Source organism: Erythrobacter sp. NAP1, assembly GCF_000152865.1.
GTDB lineage: Bacteria > Pseudomonadota > Alphaproteobacteria > Sphingomonadales > Sphingomonadaceae > Erythrobacter.
In genome coordinates, this window is sequence record NZ_CH672390.1 from 138562 (window position 1) to 154291 (window position 15730).

Sequence of the window (15730 nt, forward strand, 5' to 3'; positions counted from 1 at the left end):
GCCCTAGCGAGTGGCGCACGCCCGGTGCAAGCGCACTGACGCAAATCAAACACCGATATGAGCGGTTGATTTGCAGCAAGCCCTCCCATAGGTGAGTTGCTAAGAGCAACGTTTACGTAAACGGGAAGAGAGAGCCCCTATCATGACCACTGCCTATATCGTCGACGCCGTCCGCACCGCAGGTGGACGCCGCGGCGGCCGCCTTGCCGGGGTTCACCCGGTCGACATGCTCGCAAAGTCACTCGACGCCATCGTTGATCGCTCTGGCATCGACCCTGCTGCCGTCGATGATGTCATCACCGGCTGCGTCAGCCAGGCGGGCGAGCAGGCAATGCAGGTCGGGCGCATGGGCGTCTTGTCCTCGAAGCTTCCCGACAGCGTTCCGGCGGTCACGATCGACCGCCAATGCGGCTCCTCGCAGCAGGCGATTCAGTTCGCAGCGCAGGCCGTGATGAGCGGGACGCAGGACGTCGTGATCGCGAGCGGCGTTGAAAGCATGACCCGCGTGCCGATGGGCACCAACGCAACGCTGCACATGAAAGAGGGGCTGGGCCACTACAAGTCGCCGGGCCTCGAAGAGAAGTTTCCCGGCATCCAGTTCAGCCAGTTCATGGGCGCTGAAATGATCGCCAAGAAGCACGGCTTCACCAAGGAGCAGCTCGACAGCTTTGCTCTCTCCAGCCACACCAAGGCGAAGATGGCGACCGAAACCGGCGCATTCGAGAACGAGATTGTCCCGGTCGAGATTGAGACGCCCGAAGGCACCGAGATGCACACCGTCGATGAAGGCATCCGCTTCGATGCGACGCTCGAAGGGATTTCTGGGGTCAAGCTGATCTCACCCGATGGCATGGTGACCGCCGCAAGCGCGAGCCAGATCTGCGACGGGTCGAGCGCGGTGCTGGTGGTTTCAGAAGAAGCCCTGAAGCGCTACGGCCTCACCCCGATGGCTCGCATTCACAACCTCACCGTTACGGCGGGCGACCCTGTGATCATGCTCGAAGAGCCGCTGTTTGCGACCGACAAGGCGCTCGATCGCGCTGGGCTCAAGATCGACGATATCGACCTTTACGAAGTGAACGAAGCGTTTGCGCCCGTTCCGCTCGCATGGCTCAAGCACACCGGCGCGGACCCGGAAAAGCTCAACGTCCACGGCGGCGCTATTGCGCTTGGCCACCCGCTTGGCGCATCGGGCACCAAGCTGATGGCGACGCTCGTTCACGCGCTCAAGCGCCACGATAAGAAATACGGCCTGCAGACGATGTGCGAAGGCGGCGGCGTTGCCAATGTCACCATCGTTGAAAGCGTTTAAGACACCCCAATCTCGAGAGGATTTTTGAACATGGAAGTAAGTGCAAACACTCCCGCCGTCGTCACCGGCGGTGCATCGGGCCTCGGCGCGGCGACTGCGCGCGCTCTGGCAGCCAAGGGCGCCAAGGTCGCGATCTTCGACATGAACGAAGAAAAGGGCGAGGCGATGGCTGCGGAAATCGGCGGCATCTTCTGCAAGGTCAACGTGACCAGCGACGAAGACGTCGATGCAGGCTTTGCCAAGGCCCGCGAAGCGCACGGTCAGGAGCGCATCCTCGTCAACTGCGCAGGGATCGGCAACGCGATCAAGACCGCCAGCCGCGACAAGCAGTCGGGCGAGATCAAGCATTTCCCGATCAGCGCGTTCGACTTCGTCATCCAGGTGAATCTCATCGGCACCTTCCGCTGCATCGCAAAGTCGGCCGCCGGCATGATGACGCTCGACCCGCTCAGCACAGACGGTGATCGCGGCGCGATCGTCAACACCGCTTCGGTTGCTGCCGAAGACGGCCAGATGGGCCAGGCGGCTTACTCGGCATCGAAGGGCGGCGTTGTTGGTATGACGCTCCCCATCGCACGCGACCTGATGCGCGAAGGCATCCGCGTGAACACGATCCTGCCGGGTATCTTCGAAACTCCGTTGATGAACGCCGCTCCGCCGCAGGTGAAAGAAGCGCTCGCAGCAAGCGTGCCGTTCCCCAAGCGTCTTGGCGAACCGACCGAGTATGCAAAGCTTGCTATGTGCATGATCGAAACCGGCTACTTCAACGGCGAAGACGTGCGCCTCGACGGCGCAATTCGAATGGCGCCGCGTTGATAGCTACGCGCCTTCGCGTTTCCTGATGGGAGCGCAGTCGCAACCAGAAAGGCCCTCGCATATGCGGGGGCCTTTCGTTTTGAGAGTACCGGCAGCAGGCCTCCTGCCTACAGGCAATCGCCGCGCGCGATGTAACGCTGGTCGAATAGCATGACGACAGGCCGCGACGCGCGATCCCCTTCATCGGTCTGCGCGTGAATGTGCAGGTGCGGTTCCTCGGTGTTGCCCGAATTGCCGACCACACCGATCGGCTCGCCGACTGCAAGCGTGTCGCCGATCTCGACGCTCACGCTCCCGCGTTTCAGGTGAGCGAGCATAACCAGCACTCCTTCGCACCGGATGGTTACGCGGTTGGCTCCGTCGAGCCGGCGAAACCGGTGGCCGGCGAGATTGTCGGGTCGGTCGTTCACCGTCTCAACCACCTCGCCTGAGCACGGTGCGCTGACTGGTGCGTCGAAGATGGCATAGTCGGATGGGTGCAGGGGCTTGGGATGCCAGCGGCGCGCCGGGGTGGTGCGCGTGCCGTCTGACGCGACCTTCACGAAATCGACCGAGTGCTTTTCGAAAGATGCTGCAGTCTTCTCGCCTTCGACATAGTGCAGGTTCATGACCAGATTGCTGCCTGCTGAAAGTGCGCAATATCCTCGCCCGCGTGGCAGTGGCGAGGCGAGGGCAATGCCCTGACCTTCCGGCGCCATCCTGCCCGTTATTCCGGACCACAGCAGGAAGGTGCCCAGCGCCGCCATTGCGCCTGCTGCGAGCACGCTGCCAATGGCACGGTCTGAAGTCGATCCGCGTTCGCGTCGCTGCCACTTGCGGATCGCTGCGAATGCCACAAGGAGCCCGAGGGGGATTAGCGCCCAGCGCGGCGGCCAGATCCACAAACCTGCGGCGACGAGGCCAACGCTTAGAACCAAGCTCGCCACTATCGTGAGCACGCTCACAAGAACGCTGCTGCGAGGCCCAAACGCAAGCCAGACCGCGATGCATGCGAGCAACGCGGTCTGGACAATCAGTGCAGTGAGAACCAGCGGGAGTCTCCTTTAGGAAGCCTGGTCAGGGGGTCAGGCGATCAGGGTCGGGCTTGCGGGGATGATGGCGTAAGCAAACAGGATCGCCGTGGCGCTGACCGAAATTGCGGCGGCGAAGAGGTTTTTCGAAGCGTTGGCGGCGAACATGAGTTTGGCTCCTTCAGGGGGTCGTTGGTGGATCAGGCGATCAGGTTGGGGCTGGCCGGAACGATGGCGTACGCGAAGAGGATGGCCGAGACGCCGAGCGAGATGACAGCGGCGAAAAGGTTGTTGGCGTTGTTGGCGGCGTACATGGGTGGTCTCCTTGAGAAATTGGGGTCGATCAGACGATGAGGTTGGGGCTTGCGGGGATGACGGCGTAGGCGAACAGGACCAGCGAAGTCGTGACCGAGATGGCTGCTGCGAAAAGGTTCTGAGCGGTGGTTGAAGCGAACATTTGAAGTCTCCTTGGTTGTCTCTTTGGCGTTGTGCGGTGTGTTTCCGCTTGATGCCCAGAAGACTGCAGGAGCCGTGCCAAACTTGAAAAATGGCGGAATTCTGCGGGTTTTTGAGACGTGGCCTTGTCACCCGATTGAGTGACATGCGCAGGGTTGGGAATTTTTCCCAACCATTGGGATGCGTGTTTTCGGATTGCTCAGAATGGTTGGTGGCGGACGGCCGGCGACGCGACTTTCCTACAGGCGGTGCGCTGACTTAAGGTCGCCTGCTCGCCCGTCAGCGCAACAATTTTGCGTTCACACGCACGTTTGCGGAAAGTCACACCTTGCCACTCGTTTCACCGCACCTATGCTGCGCCAAAAGCGGCACAAAGCCGGGAAAAACCGGGCCAATGCGAAAGGGGCGCGCGTTTTTTCAGAACACCCCTTTGCGCGGTCCATGTGGGATCAGAGAGGAACCTGAATGAGCTACACCCAGATCATCGTCGACAAGGCTGATGGCATCGCGACCATCACGCTCAACCGTCCGGAGAAGATGAACGCCTACACCCGCACGATGGGTGCAGAGATCATGGCGGCGATGGACGATATCGATGCCGATGACAGCGTGCGCGCCGTGATCTTCACCGGCAGCGGTGAGCGCGCCTTTTGCGCCGGCGCCGACCTCACGCCCGAAGGCGGGGGTCAGGTGTTCTCAAGCGGGGACGAGGTCGAGAGCCTTTCGGATGAGCGGGTGCGCGACGGCGGGGGTCTGCTGACGCTGCGCCTGTTCGAAAGCACGAAACCGCTGATCAGCGCCTGTAATGGCGTCGCGGTGGGTGTCGGTGCGACGATGCAGCTGGCGATGGACATGCGGCTTGCCAGTTCGACCGCGCGCTACGGCTTCGTCTTCGCACGGCGCGGAATTGTGCCGGAGGCTGCCTCAAGCTGGTTCCTGCCGCGCCTGGTTGGCGTCGCGCAGGCGCTTGAGTGGTGCTATTCGGGCAGGGTATTCGATGCCGAGGAAGCCCACAAAGGCGGCCTAGTTCGCTCGATCCACGATCCGAAGGACCTGATGCACGCCGCACAAGGCCTTGCGCGCGAGATCGCCGACAACACCAGCGCGGTTTCGGTCGCGATGACGCGGGCGATGATGTGGCGGATGCTGGGTGCGGATCACCCGATGGAAGCGCACAAGATCGACAGCCGCGCGATCTACAAGCTGAGCAGGGGCAAGGACGCGAAAGAGGGGATCGCGAGCTTCCTCGAGAAGCGCAAGCCGATGTATCCGGGCAAGGTGAGCGAGGACATGCCCGACTTCTATCCATGGTGGGAAAAGCGCGCCTACGAATAGAGCTGGCAAATTGGCCTGGGCCGAGCGGGTGACTTGCCTGTAGAGTGGTTTCATGGGAAACCACTTTGCCATGGACGACATCACTTCAGCCGCCCCGAAAGACAAGCCCGCCTCGGAGTATCAGCTCTCGGCCTTCCTGCCGTATCAGCTGTCGATCGCCTCGAACGCGGTGAGCGCGCTCATTTCCGAGCGGTACCGCAAGCGTTTCGGGCTCAAGGTGACCGAGTGGCGGGTCATGGCGGTGCTCGGCGATGCGGGGCTTCGCGGGGAGTTCCTGACCCAGCGTGACCTCACCGAGGCGACGCTGATGGACAAGGTCGCGGTCAACCGGGCGTGCAAGGTGCTCGAAGAACGCGGCCTGATTGCCAGGGCTACCAACAAGAGCGACGGTCGCTCGCACCTGCTTGAGCTGACCGAGGAGGGGCAGGGGATCCACCGCGAGGTGATGCCGCTCGCCAAGGCGACCGAACTGGAATTGCTCGAAGGCTTGTCACCGGAGGAAGAAAGCGCGCTGCGCTCGATGCTCGAACGTGTCCGCAAGCGCGCTGCCGACATCGCGAAGGACGCCTAGACCGCGCTCACATACGAACGAAAACGGGGCCGATCCGCGCCTGATGGATCGACCCCGTTCGTGTTTGCAGCTTTCCTACAAAGGGTGTGCTGCGTTATTCTCGGCTCTCGCCTGATTGCTGGTTACCCCTATTCCTTGGTCACCAGCGTATCGGTGATCGCACAGGCCGCCGGGCCAAGGATCACGATGAACAGCACCGGAAGGATGAACAGGATCAGCGGAACGGTCATGATGGCCGGAAGACGTGCAGCCTTCTCTTCGGCGCGCATCATGCGTTCGTTGCGGAATTCGGCTGACAGGACGCGCAGCGCGGAAGCAAGCGGCGTACCGTAGCGTTCGGTCTGGATCATTGTGGTCACCACGCCTTTGACCGCTTCTAGATCGACGCGGTAGGCAAGGTTGTTGAAGGCCATCTTGCGCTCGTTGAGGAACGAGAGTTCAATCGCGGTCAGCGCAAACTCGTCGCCCAGCTCGGGATAAGCGCGACCCAGTTCCTTGGCGACGCGGTTGAAAGCGGCGTCGACGGTCAGGCCTGCCTCGGCGCAGATGACCAGGAGGTCGAGCGCGTCTGGAAGTCCCTTCTGGATCTCCTTCGTACGCTTATCGGCCTTGTTCTTGAGGAAGAGTTCAGGACCCTTGTAGCCCAGGAACAGACACCCGGCCATCGCGAGGAACTTGTAGAAGTCGCTCTTGATGTCGAAAACGTTGAAGTAATAGATCGCGAAGAAGCCGACGATGCCGAACACGACTGGCAGGACGGCGCGCAGGCCGATCACGATGACCGCGAGTTCCTTGTTGCGATAGCCGGCATGGGCGAGCTTTTGCTGCACCGCCTGGAGCTGGCTTTGCTCAAGGACGTTCATTTTGCCAAGGCTGTCCTTGACCTTATCGGTCGTATCGGACTTGCGCACGAGACTGGCGCGCTTCTTGGTGCCCGAGGTGACGATGCCCGCCTTGAGCTCGTCGCGGCGCTCGTTGAGCGACTTAACGCGCTTTGCCATCGGGTCCTTGATCGTGATCGCGGCATAGATCGCCATGATCACGGCAAAGGCTGCGAGACCTGCCAAGAGCGTGCCGACAAGGACAACGTCAAAGCCAAGCAGCGTGGGTCCGGATTCTTGATTCAGCATGATACTTCTCGTCTCCGGATCAGATCTCGAAACTGACCATCTTGGCCATGATGAAGATGCCGATGCTCATCCAGACAAGTCCGCCGAGACCTGTGACCATCAGGCGTTCTTCGACGAAGAAGCCGCCGATGTAGGACGGGTTCACCGAGTAGATGAGACCGAACACGATGAAGGGCAGCGAGCCGACGATATAGGCCGAAGCTTTGGACTCCGAGCTCATCGCCTTGATCTTGAGCTTCATCTGCGTGCGCTTGCGCAGCACGTCGGCAAGGTTGGACAGCGTCTCTGCAAGATTACCACCGGTCTCGCGTTGAATGGCGAGGGTGATGGTGAAGAAGTTGAACTCAGGAATGCCCAGGCGGTCGGCGGTTTCCTGAAGCGAATCCTCCATCGTCTTACCGATCTTAATACGCTCGACGATGCCCTTGAATTCGAGGCCAACGGGGCCGGGAACTTCCTGTGCGACGACAGCGAGCGTCTCGGTCACCGGAAGGCCGGAGCGAAGGCCGCGTACGAGCAATTCGATGCCGTCTGCGAACTTGGCGTTGAAGTCGTTCGTGCGCTTCTTGATGAAGAAGCTGACTACGAGGTGCGGCAGGCCGAGGCCCACGAATGCGCCGGCGGCAAGCGACAGGAACGGTGCGCCCGTCTGAATGTAGAGCAGCACGCCCACCACCAGAATGATGCCAAGCGTTACATAGAGATATTGCGATACGGTCCAGCCCTTGCCGGTGCGGTCGAGCCGCACTTCGAGGGCTTCCGTGCGTGATCCCGAGCCGGCGACCTTGTGCGCCTTGGGCTTGCGGGCCGCGATCGCCTTCTTGAACTGCGATTCAACCTTGGCATCGGTGCTTTCGGAGTGACGATAGCGAAGCGCTTCGAGGCGGCGCTTTTGCGCCTTGCCGGCCGCTGGTCCGGTCAGGAGGATGTAGCCGGCCACCAGGGCCGAAAAGATCACCACAGTGATCAGCAGGGTCTGAATGATTTCCATGTCTCTCGTGTCCTGCCTTCTCGTGACGTCGCGTCACGTATGCATCTCTAGTCGTCACACCGCTCAATCGAACGGTCAGTCATTTGACGGTCAAACCGTGGCTGGCCGAGGCCCGCGGGGAAGTGCGAGCCTCGCCAGCTTTGAACAGACCTATTCGGCCTGCTCGGTTTCTTCCGGCTTGTCCTTCTTCGCGAGGAGCGACTTGAAGTCGAAACCGCCAAGCAGCGACTTCTTCTCTTCGGTCACAGAGGAAAGATCTTCCTCGCTTGCACCCATCACGCGTTCGGCGATGCGCTTGACCGCGCCGGTTGCCTTCGAGTTCTTGTTCGCCTCGACGAACACCTGACCCAGCTTGGCTGCGTTCGATGCGGCCTTCACGTCGTAAGGGATTACGAAGTCGATCTTGCGCTCGATCGAGGCTTCGAAATCGGCCTTGCTGATTTCGGCAACGCCGGGCTGGACCTTGTTCGCGACGATCATCGGGTGAGCGTGCGCTGCGTTGGTCTTGAGCCATGACAGGATGCGGATCGTATCGCGCGCCGAAGCCAGAGTGAGTTCGCAGGTCAGAAGGACCAGGTTCACATCGGCCAGCAGGTGCGGGAAGTTGATCAGCATGTTGCGCGGCAGATCGATGACCGTCATTTCGAACGCCTGGCGGAACTCTTCCTCCAGTTGCACGAATGCCGAGCCATCAGTCATCAGCGGCTGGCTGATCGGAGCCTCTGCCGAGAGGATCGACAGGTTGTCGCTTGCGCGGATCATGGCGCGTTCGATGAACAGGCCGTCGATACGGCTTGGATTGTCGATCGCGTCAGTGAGGCCGCGGCCCGGCTCCAGATCAAGCGCAAGTGCGCCGGTCCCGAAGTGGACGTCGAGGTCGAGCAGCGCGGTAGGAGCGCCGTGCTCTTCGCTGAACAGCCACGAAAGCGAGGTTGCGATGGTCGATGCACCGACACCGCCGCGCGTTCCGACCACTGCGGTCGAGATGTGACGCTTGACGGCTTCACCGTCGCCGCCCTTGGGCGAGGTGAACACGGCAAGAGCTGCGTTGAGGGCATCGTGGACGGCCTGAGCGCTGAGCGGCTTCAGCAGGTAATCGTGGATGCCGCTTGCAAGCAGGTCGCGGTACAGACGCACGTCGTTGACCTGGCCGATCGCGATCACGACCGTGCCCGGTTCGCAAACCTCAGCAAGAGCGTTGATGTCGTTGAGCGGGTCTCCGCTTTCGGACAGATCGACAATCAGGATCGCAGGCGAGGCGCTGACAGACAGCGACTGAATCGCGTTGCGAAGACCGCCCTTGTTGCACTTCTCAGGCGGCCAGCCCATCTCGATCACGACCGGACGCAGGACGTCAAGCGCAGCGTCGTCGCAGATATAGGCGGCGAATGGATCGCGGTTGCCGGGAAGGCCCGATTTCCAAGGAGCGTTCATTATCAGTTACCTCCGCCTTGAGCGTTTTGAAGACCCCCTGCGCCGGTTGGCGCGGCCTCACGATAAGTCCGAATGGCGCGGTTGCTGGTCGCGATGACCGTCTCGCCGGAACCCTTTTGACCTTCGAGAAGGTCTTCGGGATTGGCGATCATGGCTGCCATGTTCGAATTGATCGCACAGCCGTAACCCGGGCTGGATGCATTGTTGTAATTCATGTCCGACTTGGTCGACCAATCCGGGCAGCCCGGCACGGACGCATCGCTGCGGGTGATGACCACGCGAGCCTGTCCGGGGGCAAGCGTACCCGACGTGGTTGGAGCGACTTCGGTGACGATCAGGCCATATCGACCGGCCAGCTCGTTCACCGCTTCGGCGACAGCCGGGTTGCTCGACGGGTCCTCAATCGCGACACGGTCACCGTAGCGGAGATCCATCGTCTCGAACCAGCCATTGAGACGCTGTTGTTCGGAGATCGACAGGCCCGAGCGGTTGGTGTTCACATCCATCGCGAAGTTGGTGCGTTCCACGACCGGCTGCTTGAGACTGTAGAGCGAGGTGTTGGTGGCCATTCCGCCGCAACCCGCCACTGCGAGCCCGAGCGAGAGGGCAACAGCGCCCATCAGTTTGCTGTTCTTTGCAAGTTTCATTGATTGAACCTTTCGCATTGGGCTTAAAGATCGAAGCCGGGTGTGACGGCGTCTGCCTGGCGTTCGCGACCCCGGTTCGAACGGTCATCCGCGCGGCGCTGTTGCGGCTGCGGGGCTGACGGGACGATCGCGGCCGGATCGGCCTGGCTGATGTCTGGGTTGGGAGCATCGGGCTCGGCCGCTGTCGGGCCGGGGCGGCGCTCGCCGCTGACGCCGTCATTGTCCCTGAAGCCGATGAACTGCTCAAGCTCGTTGGCCGAGTGATAGCCATCCGTCGGCAGAGCAATGTCGCTCGCGTTGACCGGCTTCACCAGATACGGCGTTACCACGATGACAAGCTCAGTCTCACCGCGGCGGAAGTCGCGGCTGCGGAACAGATTGCCCAGGATCGGCACATCGCCAAGGCCAGGAGCCTTGTCGAGAGCGTTCTGAGCGTTGTTGCTCAGAAGACCTGCAATCATGAAGCTCTGACCCGAACCAAGCTCGACCGTCGTTTCGGTGCGGCGAATGGTAAGCGCGGGTACCTGGAAGCCGTTAAGAGTGACTGCGCCCTGCGAAGACAGCTCGGAGACTTCCGGACGGACGCGGATCGAGATCCGGCCATTGGAAAGAACGGTAGGAGTATAAGCGAGGCTCACACCGAAGTTGCGATACTCGATAGCGACGTTGCCGAGGCCCTGTGAAATCGGGATCGGAAACTCACCGCCTGCGAGGAAAGTCGCGGTCTCACCAGAAAGCGCAGTCAGGTTTGGCTGCGAAATCGTGGTGATGAGGCCGAGGCGTTCCGACAGGTCGAGTGCGCCAAGAGCATCGAGGCCGAACAGGCGGCCGAGACCCGCGATGGTCGTGCCGGCGGTTCCCGAATCGATACCGGGGCCGGTGAAAGTAAGCGGGTTGCCGTTAGCATCAAGGATCGGAAGACCGGTGGTCGGATCGATGAAAGGCCCGACAACTGGGTTTTGAACCCCTGAACCAACGCCCAGTGGGCCGTTGCGGAAGTCGAACTCACCCGCACCGAGCGTGCGACCGGTACCAACCGCGCCGCGGAAGCCGCCAGTCGATGCATCGAACGTGGTGAGGTTGCCGCTGACGGCACGCACAAGGCTGCGGCTGACTTCGGCAAACTTGACCTGCAGGTTCACCTGAAGCGGCGTTGCCGTCTTGAGGCGCGTGATCACGTTGGCCTGTTCACCAAGGAATGCGGTGACGAGGCGCTCTGCCTCGGCTGCATCCTCGGGCGCGGCTACGGTGCCGGTAAGGAGCACAGTGTTGGTGCCCATCGTGGCGACGTTCACCTGCGCTTCGGGCATGGCGAGTGCGAGCATCTGGTCGATGCTGCCGATGTTCGAGCCTACGCGGACATTCGCCGAGAAGATCACTTCGCCGCGAGCATCGCTCGCGTAGATCGTGGTCTCGCCGCCGGAACGACCGAAGACGTAAAGCTGGCGCTGCGACTTGATCTGGACGTCGGCAACGTTCTCGTTGGCAACGAAGACATCAGTCATGGTGCCGGGCACCTGGACCAGCTCACCGCGACCGATCGAAATCACGATCTCATCGCTTGGGCTGACGACCTGCTGAGCGGTGGCTGTGCCGGTCGGCGCAGCTGCCAGTGGCAGCGCGGCGATGCTTGCAAGCAGCGCTTTTGCAAAGGACTTGGCTTTCATTGTCTGGGCCCCCGTGGATTTCCCTGATTGGCTTTCGGCCTTTTCAGCCGAAGCGCTCACGTTCTTTATTGCGATGCGCATGGTCATTCCCCTCAGCGGATGATCGACGACGATGCGGTCGAGACCACCTCGCCGGCGTCACCGACACCGCGTGCGCTGGACGAACCGACAGCGCGGCTGGCTGATCCAACTGGCACTTCGCTGGTTGCTTTGCCGCGGGTAACGCGGACTGACGGGCCGGTGTAAACCGGTGCGCCGTTAACCGTGGATGCGACACCCGGAGCAGGCGGGGTGACGCGGTCGCGGCCACCATCGTTCTGCGCAGGGATGCTGCTGCGTTGGAAGCGCGAGACGTCGCCGCCGGTTGCATAGGTCGAACCCTTGTCCACGGGCTGACCCATGGCAGTACGGAGGATGCGCTCTTCTTCTTCAGGCGTTGCGTCGTCGGGGATTTCGAGATCACCCGAAGCAATCGCACGCTCGAGTTCGGCCTGGTTGTCGGCAATCGAACGCAGCACGAGAGTGAGCTGTCCGATGGTCTGTGCAACCGCGACCTTTTCAGCGATCTGCGGGGTCACTTCGAGAGTCACCGTACGGAAGGCGCGAACAACGGTCTTGCCTTCATCGTTGGTGACCTGCTCGGTCGTTTGGTCGGTTGCGAGGACACGCAGGTTGCGCAGCACGGTTTCAGCCGCGTTGAGAGGGCGGCCTTCGCCGCTCACAGTCTGCGTGAGAACAACGTCAACACGGTCGCCCGGGAAAACAAAGCCTGCAACACCGGTCTTGGCCGAAACCGGAACAGTGACAGCACGCATGCCCGGGCCGAGCGCCGCAGCGAGGAAGCCGCGGTCGCCTGGGCTGACGAGCGAACCCTGGGTCACCGGTTCACCGGCCGTAACCGGGAAGCGGACAACCGTGCCGAGCAGCTGGCTCATGTCAGATTCGCCTTCAATGAAGTAGGCGTCCTGGACCAGCTCTTCGGGCCACATCTGGTAGCCCATGGCATCTGCCGTGATAATCGTACCGGCGGGAAGCGCACGGTTGGCAACCAGCACCTTGGGACCTGTCGGTTCCGGTGCAGCTTGAGCGGTCGGCGCAGGATCGCCTGCGAACATGCTCCGAGCAAGAAATGCGCTACCGATCGCAACGACCAGTGCACCAAGCAGCAGAACCAGTTTCTTCCTATCCATGGCTAATAAGCCCCCTCGTGTCGGCCCTGAGAAATTGCGGGCAGGTATGGTTGCAACCGATAAGTCCTAATTGGTTAAGATCGGGTTCACGGCAGATCTCAGGCAAAAGCGGGAACCGAGATCAGTTTCGGGTAGAGAACCAGCAGCGCGCCTCCGGCGATCGCGACCCCATAAGGAAGCACTCCGCGGGTTTTTGGACGCAGAAACATCAGGCGCAGGACAAACAGGATGGCCATAACGCCGCCGCACAGCGCCATGTACCAAAGCATGCCGAGATAGCTCATCGGAGTGAACCAAAGCGCGAGTGCGCCCAGCAGCTTGATGTCGCCGCCGCCAAGAATGACGATGTTGAGCCGGTATCCAATATACGCGACACCAACGAGAATCGCGCAGACGACCAGCGCAAATCCAATTTGCCAGACCACATCTGGCCACAGCGACGATCCGCTGGCCCACCAGAAAACAGGCGCACCCGCCGCAATCGCGATGTTGAGCCAGTTTGATATGGTTCTCGACCGGATATCGGTGAAAGCGGCGATAAGCAGTCCAATTGCCAAGGCAATCAGCAGTCCGTAGTGAATAGTCGTCATCAGCATATGGCCCCCGAAGAAAGGCAGTTCGCGAGTGTCGGGACTTTCCCGCTCGCGGTTCCTCTTCGAGGGTGGGTGCTACAGGCGAGTGCTTACCAAATAGTAACCATGATCTTCGGCGACCCGGTTAGGGAACAGAGCGATTAGCAAGATGAGCGATGCAGCAATCAGCGATGAAAACATGAGCGCGGAAGGTGCTATCGACAGACGCTCTATCCCGCCGGCTGCCAGCGAGAGCAAATGGCAGGCGACCGATGGGCACACTTTGCGGCGTATCGACTGGCCCGGCGCACTGGCCGATGGCGCGTCGAACCCGCGCGGCTCGCTCCTGTTCATGCCCGGGCGCGGTGACACGTATGAGAAATATCTGGAAAGTCTCGAAGAATGGCACCGTGCCGGGTGGCGCGTAACCGCCGCTGACTGGCGCGGGCAAGCTGGCTCCGGCCGGCTGGGCGGCGACGCGGTTACCGGCCACATTGACGACTTCACCACATGGACACGCGATCTCAAGCATCTCTGGGACGGCTGGAAGGGCGAGGCGTCTGGTCCGCATGTGCTTGCCGGCCATTCGATGGGCGGACACCTTATCATGCGAGCGCTGGTCGATGGCGATATCGCACCCGATGCCGCAGTGCTTTCGGCTCCCATGCTGGGCATGGCCGGACCCAAGCTTCCGCTCCCGTTGCTCCACAATGTCGCAAAAGTGATGACGAAGGTCGGCGATCCGCTGAGGCCAGCCTGGAAATGGAGCGAAAAGCCGGGCGAATTGCCCAAGGACCGGGTAAACCTGCTTACTCACGATTCTGATCGGTATGAGGACGAATCGTTCTGGCGAACAGCGAGGCCTGAACTGGTCATGGGTCCGGCCAGCTGGGGTTGGGTCGAGCGCGCTTATGCTTCATGGCGCAGGCTCGAAGAACCGGGCGCGATGGAATCGGTGAAAACGCCGGTGCTGATTCTATCGACATCGAACGACAGGCTCGTCAGCCACGATGCGAATGTTCGAGCCGCCTCGCGGCTCCCCAATGCAAAGCTCGTGAGTTTCGGCACGGAAGCGCATCACGAGATCCTTCGCGAAGTTGATCCGGTGCGGGATCGGATGATGAGTGAGATTGCGGAATTCCTCAACGAGGTCGCGCCTGCCGGAAGGCACGCTGCTCAATGAGTGAGACGCTTTACGATTTTGCAGTGATAGGCGCTGGCATGGCAGGCGCCAGCATCGCTGCCGAACTGGCGCCGCATGCGCGCGTGCTCGTGCTCGAAGCCGAAGATGCGCCCGGATACCATTCGACCGGCCGATCCGCTGCTTTCTGGGAAGAGTGCTATGGCGGACCCGGCGTGGTTCCGCTGACGCTGGCCTCGGGCAGCTACCTGCGCGAGCACGGTTTCCTCTCACAGCGCGGTGCACTCTATATAGGGCGCGCCGAAGATCGCGACGAAATGGACAGCTTCGTTCGCCAGTTCGATGGCACCGGCGTTTCGATTGAGCGGCTCAGAGGTGAAGCCGTCCGAGCGCGCGTACCCCAGCTGCGCGAGGAATGGTGCGACGCCATCTACGAAGAACCGTGCGCCGATATCGACGTTGCCGGTCTGCATCAGCACTATCTCAAGGCGCTCAAGACCGCTGGCGCGACGTTAGAGTGTCGCGCTCGCATCAGCCGGTTTGAAAAGGAAGCAGGCGGTTGGCGCATCTTGAGCGAGAGTGGGGAAAGCTGGCGTGCCGCAGAGATCGTCAATGCGGCGGGCGCGTGGGCCGATGTCATCGCAGAGCGCGCCGGTGCGCGGCCAATTGGTATAGAACCCAAGCGCCGCACCGTCGCGCAGCTGCGCGTCGCGCCGGTGGCTCCTGACGACCAACCGCTGGTCCTCGATATCTCGGGCGGCTTTTACTTCAAGCCTGACAATGGGCGCCTTTGGCTTAGCCCACATGATGAGATCCCATCCGAGCCGTGCGACGCAGCGCCCGAAGAACTCGACGTTGCATGTGCGATCGATCGCTTTGAACGGGCAACAAACTGGACGATCGAGGCGGTTGAACGCCGCTGGGCAGGCCTTCGCAGCTTCGCGCCGGACAGGCTCCCGGTCTACGGCCGCGATCCTGAATGCGCCGGCTTTGCCTGGTTTGCAGGGCAGGGCGGCTTCGGCATTCAGACGTCGCCCGCAGCAGCGCGCCTCGGCGCGCAGCTCTTGCTTGGCCTCGAACCCGATGAGCTCACCAGGGGAATTGACCGCGCACGCTACTCCCCGCAGCGCTTTTCCGACATGAAAGCACGTCTCACGGGCTAGTCAGCGCGCAAGCTATCTGTAAGAAGGTAAATGAGTTTCAACACGACCTACGAGAGGGGAAACCAAACATGGCTCACAAGTTTGAAATCTACAAAGACAAGGCAGATGAGTATCGCGTGCGCTTCAGCTACAACAGCGAAGTGATGTTCTCGACGCAGGGTTATTCGAGCAAATCGTCAGCCCAGAACGCGATCGATTCGATCAAGAAGAACGGCCCTGACGCGCCGGTCGAAGACAACAGCTAAGTTTTCGGCTCTCACGAGCTTCAAGCGGGCGTGCCATCTCCACATGGCGC

Annotated in this window: 18 protein-coding genes; 7 read left to right on the forward strand and 11 right to left on the reverse strand. The window is 61.3% G+C overall.

What is annotated here, in order from left to right; genetic code table 11:
- Positions 1-142: 142 nt before the first annotated feature.
- Positions 143-1312 carry an acetyl-CoA C-acetyltransferase gene (locus NAP1_RS00605; protein ID WP_007163257.1) on the forward strand — a complete coding sequence of 390 codons (1170 nt, stop codon included), beginning with the start codon at positions 143-145 and terminating at the stop codon, positions 1310-1312.
- Positions 1313-1342: 30 nt separating this feature from the next.
- Positions 1343-2128 carry an SDR family NAD(P)-dependent oxidoreductase gene (locus tag NAP1_RS00610; RefSeq protein WP_007163258.1) on the forward strand — a complete coding sequence of 262 codons (786 nt, stop codon included), beginning with the start codon at positions 1343-1345 and terminating at the stop codon, positions 2126-2128.
- 107 nt (positions 2129-2235) lie between these two features.
- Here the strand turns inward: NAP1_RS00610 and NAP1_RS15740 are convergent, their stop codons facing one another.
- The 4 genes from NAP1_RS15740 to NAP1_RS16175 all read right to left on the reverse strand — a co-directional run bounded on the left by NAP1_RS15740 (position 2236) and on the right by NAP1_RS16175 (position 3595).
- Positions 2236-3054: a M23 family metallopeptidase gene (locus NAP1_RS15740; RefSeq protein WP_156777159.1), complete on the reverse strand. Its 819-nt coding sequence runs from the start codon at positions 3052-3054 to the stop codon at positions 2236-2238.
- Positions 3055-3192: 138 nt separating this feature from the next.
- Positions 3193-3306 (reverse strand): hypothetical protein, encoded by a 114-nt coding sequence (locus tag NAP1_RS16165; RefSeq protein ID WP_007163260.1) that lies wholly within the window; start codon positions 3304-3306, stop codon positions 3193-3195.
- A 32-nt stretch (positions 3307-3338) separates the two neighbouring features.
- Positions 3339-3452, reverse strand: coding sequence for a hypothetical protein (locus NAP1_RS16170; protein WP_007163261.1), 114 nt, complete (start codon positions 3450-3452; stop codon positions 3339-3341).
- Between the two features lie 29 nt (positions 3453-3481).
- Entirely contained in the window at positions 3482-3595 is a 114-nt protein-coding gene (locus tag NAP1_RS16175; protein ID WP_007163262.1) for a hypothetical protein, read from the reverse strand.
- 464 nt (positions 3596-4059) lie between these two features.
- Here NAP1_RS16175 and NAP1_RS00620 point away from each other — a divergent pair, with 464 nt between their 5' ends.
- Together NAP1_RS00620 and NAP1_RS00625 are read left to right on the forward strand one after the other, a co-directional pair.
- Positions 4060-4929: a crotonase/enoyl-CoA hydratase family protein gene (locus NAP1_RS00620; RefSeq protein WP_007163263.1), complete on the forward strand. Its 870-nt coding sequence runs from the start codon at positions 4060-4062 to the stop codon at positions 4927-4929.
- A gap of 70 nt (positions 4930-4999) precedes the next feature.
- Positions 5000-5500: a MarR family winged helix-turn-helix transcriptional regulator gene (locus NAP1_RS00625; RefSeq protein WP_007163264.1), complete on the forward strand. Its 501-nt coding sequence runs from the start codon at positions 5000-5002 to the stop codon at positions 5498-5500.
- A 128-nt stretch (positions 5501-5628) separates the two neighbouring features.
- Here NAP1_RS00625 and NAP1_RS00630 read toward each other — a convergent pair whose 3' ends face one another.
- The 7 genes from NAP1_RS00630 to NAP1_RS00660 form a co-directional block, all read right to left on the reverse strand.
- A complete protein-coding gene (locus NAP1_RS00630) occupies positions 5629-6630 on the reverse strand; it encodes a type II secretion system F family protein (protein ID WP_007163265.1) in 1002 nt (333 codons plus the stop codon).
- Positions 6631-6649: 19 nt separating this feature from the next.
- Positions 6650-7621 (reverse strand): type II secretion system F family protein, encoded by a 972-nt coding sequence (locus NAP1_RS00635; protein ID WP_007163266.1) that lies wholly within the window; start codon positions 7619-7621, stop codon positions 6650-6652.
- Between the two features lie 150 nt (positions 7622-7771).
- Positions 7772-9055: a pilus assembly protein CpaE gene (locus tag NAP1_RS00640; protein ID WP_007163267.1), complete on the reverse strand. Its 1284-nt coding sequence runs from the start codon at positions 9053-9055 to the stop codon at positions 7772-7774.
- 2 nt (positions 9056-9057) lie between these two features.
- Positions 9058-9702 (reverse strand): CpaD family pilus assembly protein, encoded by a 645-nt coding sequence (locus tag NAP1_RS00645; RefSeq protein ID WP_007163268.1) that lies wholly within the window; start codon positions 9700-9702, stop codon positions 9058-9060.
- Positions 9703-9725: 23 nt separating this feature from the next.
- Positions 9726-11369 carry a type II and III secretion system protein family protein gene (locus tag NAP1_RS00650; RefSeq protein ID WP_040464579.1) on the reverse strand — a complete coding sequence of 548 codons (1644 nt, stop codon included), beginning with the start codon at positions 11367-11369 and terminating at the stop codon, positions 9726-9728.
- Positions 11370-11461: 92 nt separating this feature from the next.
- Positions 11462-12559 carry a Flp pilus assembly protein CpaB gene (gene cpaB / locus NAP1_RS00655; RefSeq protein ID WP_007163270.1) on the reverse strand — a complete coding sequence of 366 codons (1098 nt, stop codon included), beginning with the start codon at positions 12557-12559 and terminating at the stop codon, positions 11462-11464.
- A 98-nt stretch (positions 12560-12657) separates the two neighbouring features.
- The gene (locus NAP1_RS00660) at positions 12658-13149 is read right to left on the reverse strand and encodes a prepilin peptidase (protein WP_241761156.1); all 492 of its coding nucleotides are present in this window, start codon (positions 13147-13149) and stop codon (positions 12658-12660) included.
- Positions 13150-13300: 151 nt separating this feature from the next.
- Between NAP1_RS00660 and NAP1_RS00665 the strand changes: the two genes are divergently transcribed.
- From NAP1_RS00665 to NAP1_RS16180, 3 genes are all read left to right on the forward strand, one after another.
- Positions 13301-14314 (forward strand): alpha/beta hydrolase, encoded by a 1014-nt coding sequence (locus NAP1_RS00665; RefSeq protein WP_007163273.1) that lies wholly within the window; start codon positions 13301-13303, stop codon positions 14312-14314.
- Positions 14311-15435, forward strand: coding sequence for an FAD-binding oxidoreductase (locus NAP1_RS00670; RefSeq protein ID WP_007163274.1), 1125 nt, complete (start codon positions 14311-14313; stop codon positions 15433-15435). Before NAP1_RS00665 ends, NAP1_RS00670 begins: the two co-directional genes overlap by 4 nt.
- 68 nt (positions 15436-15503) lie before the next feature.
- A complete protein-coding gene (locus NAP1_RS16180) occupies positions 15504-15680 on the forward strand; it encodes a YegP family protein (RefSeq protein ID WP_007163275.1) in 177 nt (58 codons plus the stop codon).
- The last annotated feature ends 50 nt before the right edge of the window (positions 15681-15730 follow it).

Coding starts and splice junctions, on each gene's coding strand:
- NAP1_RS00605 (WP_007163257.1), top strand. CDS start 143: ATGACCACTGCCTATATCGTCGACGCCGTCCGCACCGCAGGTGGACGC.
- NAP1_RS00610 (WP_007163258.1), top strand. CDS start 1,343: ATGGAAGTAAGTGCAAACACTCCCGCCGTCGTCACCGGCGGTGCATCG.
- NAP1_RS16165 (WP_007163260.1), bottom strand. CDS start 3,306: ATGTTCGCCGCCAACGCTTCGAAAAACCTCTTCGCCGCCGCAATTTCG.
- NAP1_RS16170 (WP_007163261.1), bottom strand. CDS start 3,452: ATGTACGCCGCCAACAACGCCAACAACCTTTTCGCCGCTGTCATCTCG.
- NAP1_RS16175 (WP_007163262.1), bottom strand. CDS start 3,595: ATGTTCGCTTCAACCACCGCTCAGAACCTTTTCGCAGCAGCCATCTCG.
- NAP1_RS00620 (WP_007163263.1), top strand. CDS start 4,060: ATGAGCTACACCCAGATCATCGTCGACAAGGCTGATGGCATCGCGACC.
- NAP1_RS00625 (WP_007163264.1), top strand. CDS start 5,000: ATGGACGACATCACTTCAGCCGCCCCGAAAGACAAGCCCGCCTCGGAG.
- NAP1_RS00630 (WP_007163265.1), bottom strand. CDS start 6,630: ATGCTGAATCAAGAATCCGGACCCACGCTGCTTGGCTTTGACGTTGTC.
- NAP1_RS00635 (WP_007163266.1), bottom strand. CDS start 7,621: ATGGAAATCATTCAGACCCTGCTGATCACTGTGGTGATCTTTTCGGCC.
- NAP1_RS00640 (WP_007163267.1), bottom strand. CDS start 9,055: ATGAACGCTCCTTGGAAATCGGGCCTTCCCGGCAACCGCGATCCATTC.
- NAP1_RS00645 (WP_007163268.1), bottom strand. CDS start 9,702: ATGAAACTTGCAAAGAACAGCAAACTGATGGGCGCTGTTGCCCTCTCG.
- NAP1_RS00650 (WP_040464579.1), bottom strand. CDS start 11,369: ATGAAAGCCAAGTCCTTTGCAAAAGCGCTGCTTGCAAGCATCGCCGCG.
- cpaB (WP_007163270.1), bottom strand. CDS start 12,559: ATGGATAGGAAGAAACTGGTTCTGCTGCTTGGTGCACTGGTCGTTGCG.
- NAP1_RS00660 (WP_241761156.1), bottom strand. CDS start 13,149: ATGACGACTATTCACTACGGACTGCTGATTGCCTTGGCAATTGGACTG.
- NAP1_RS00665 (WP_007163273.1), top strand. CDS start 13,301: ATGAGCGATGCAGCAATCAGCGATGAAAACATGAGCGCGGAAGGTGCT.
- NAP1_RS00670 (WP_007163274.1), top strand. CDS start 14,311: ATGAGTGAGACGCTTTACGATTTTGCAGTGATAGGCGCTGGCATGGCA.
- NAP1_RS16180 (WP_007163275.1), top strand. CDS start 15,504: ATGGCTCACAAGTTTGAAATCTACAAAGACAAGGCAGATGAGTATCGC.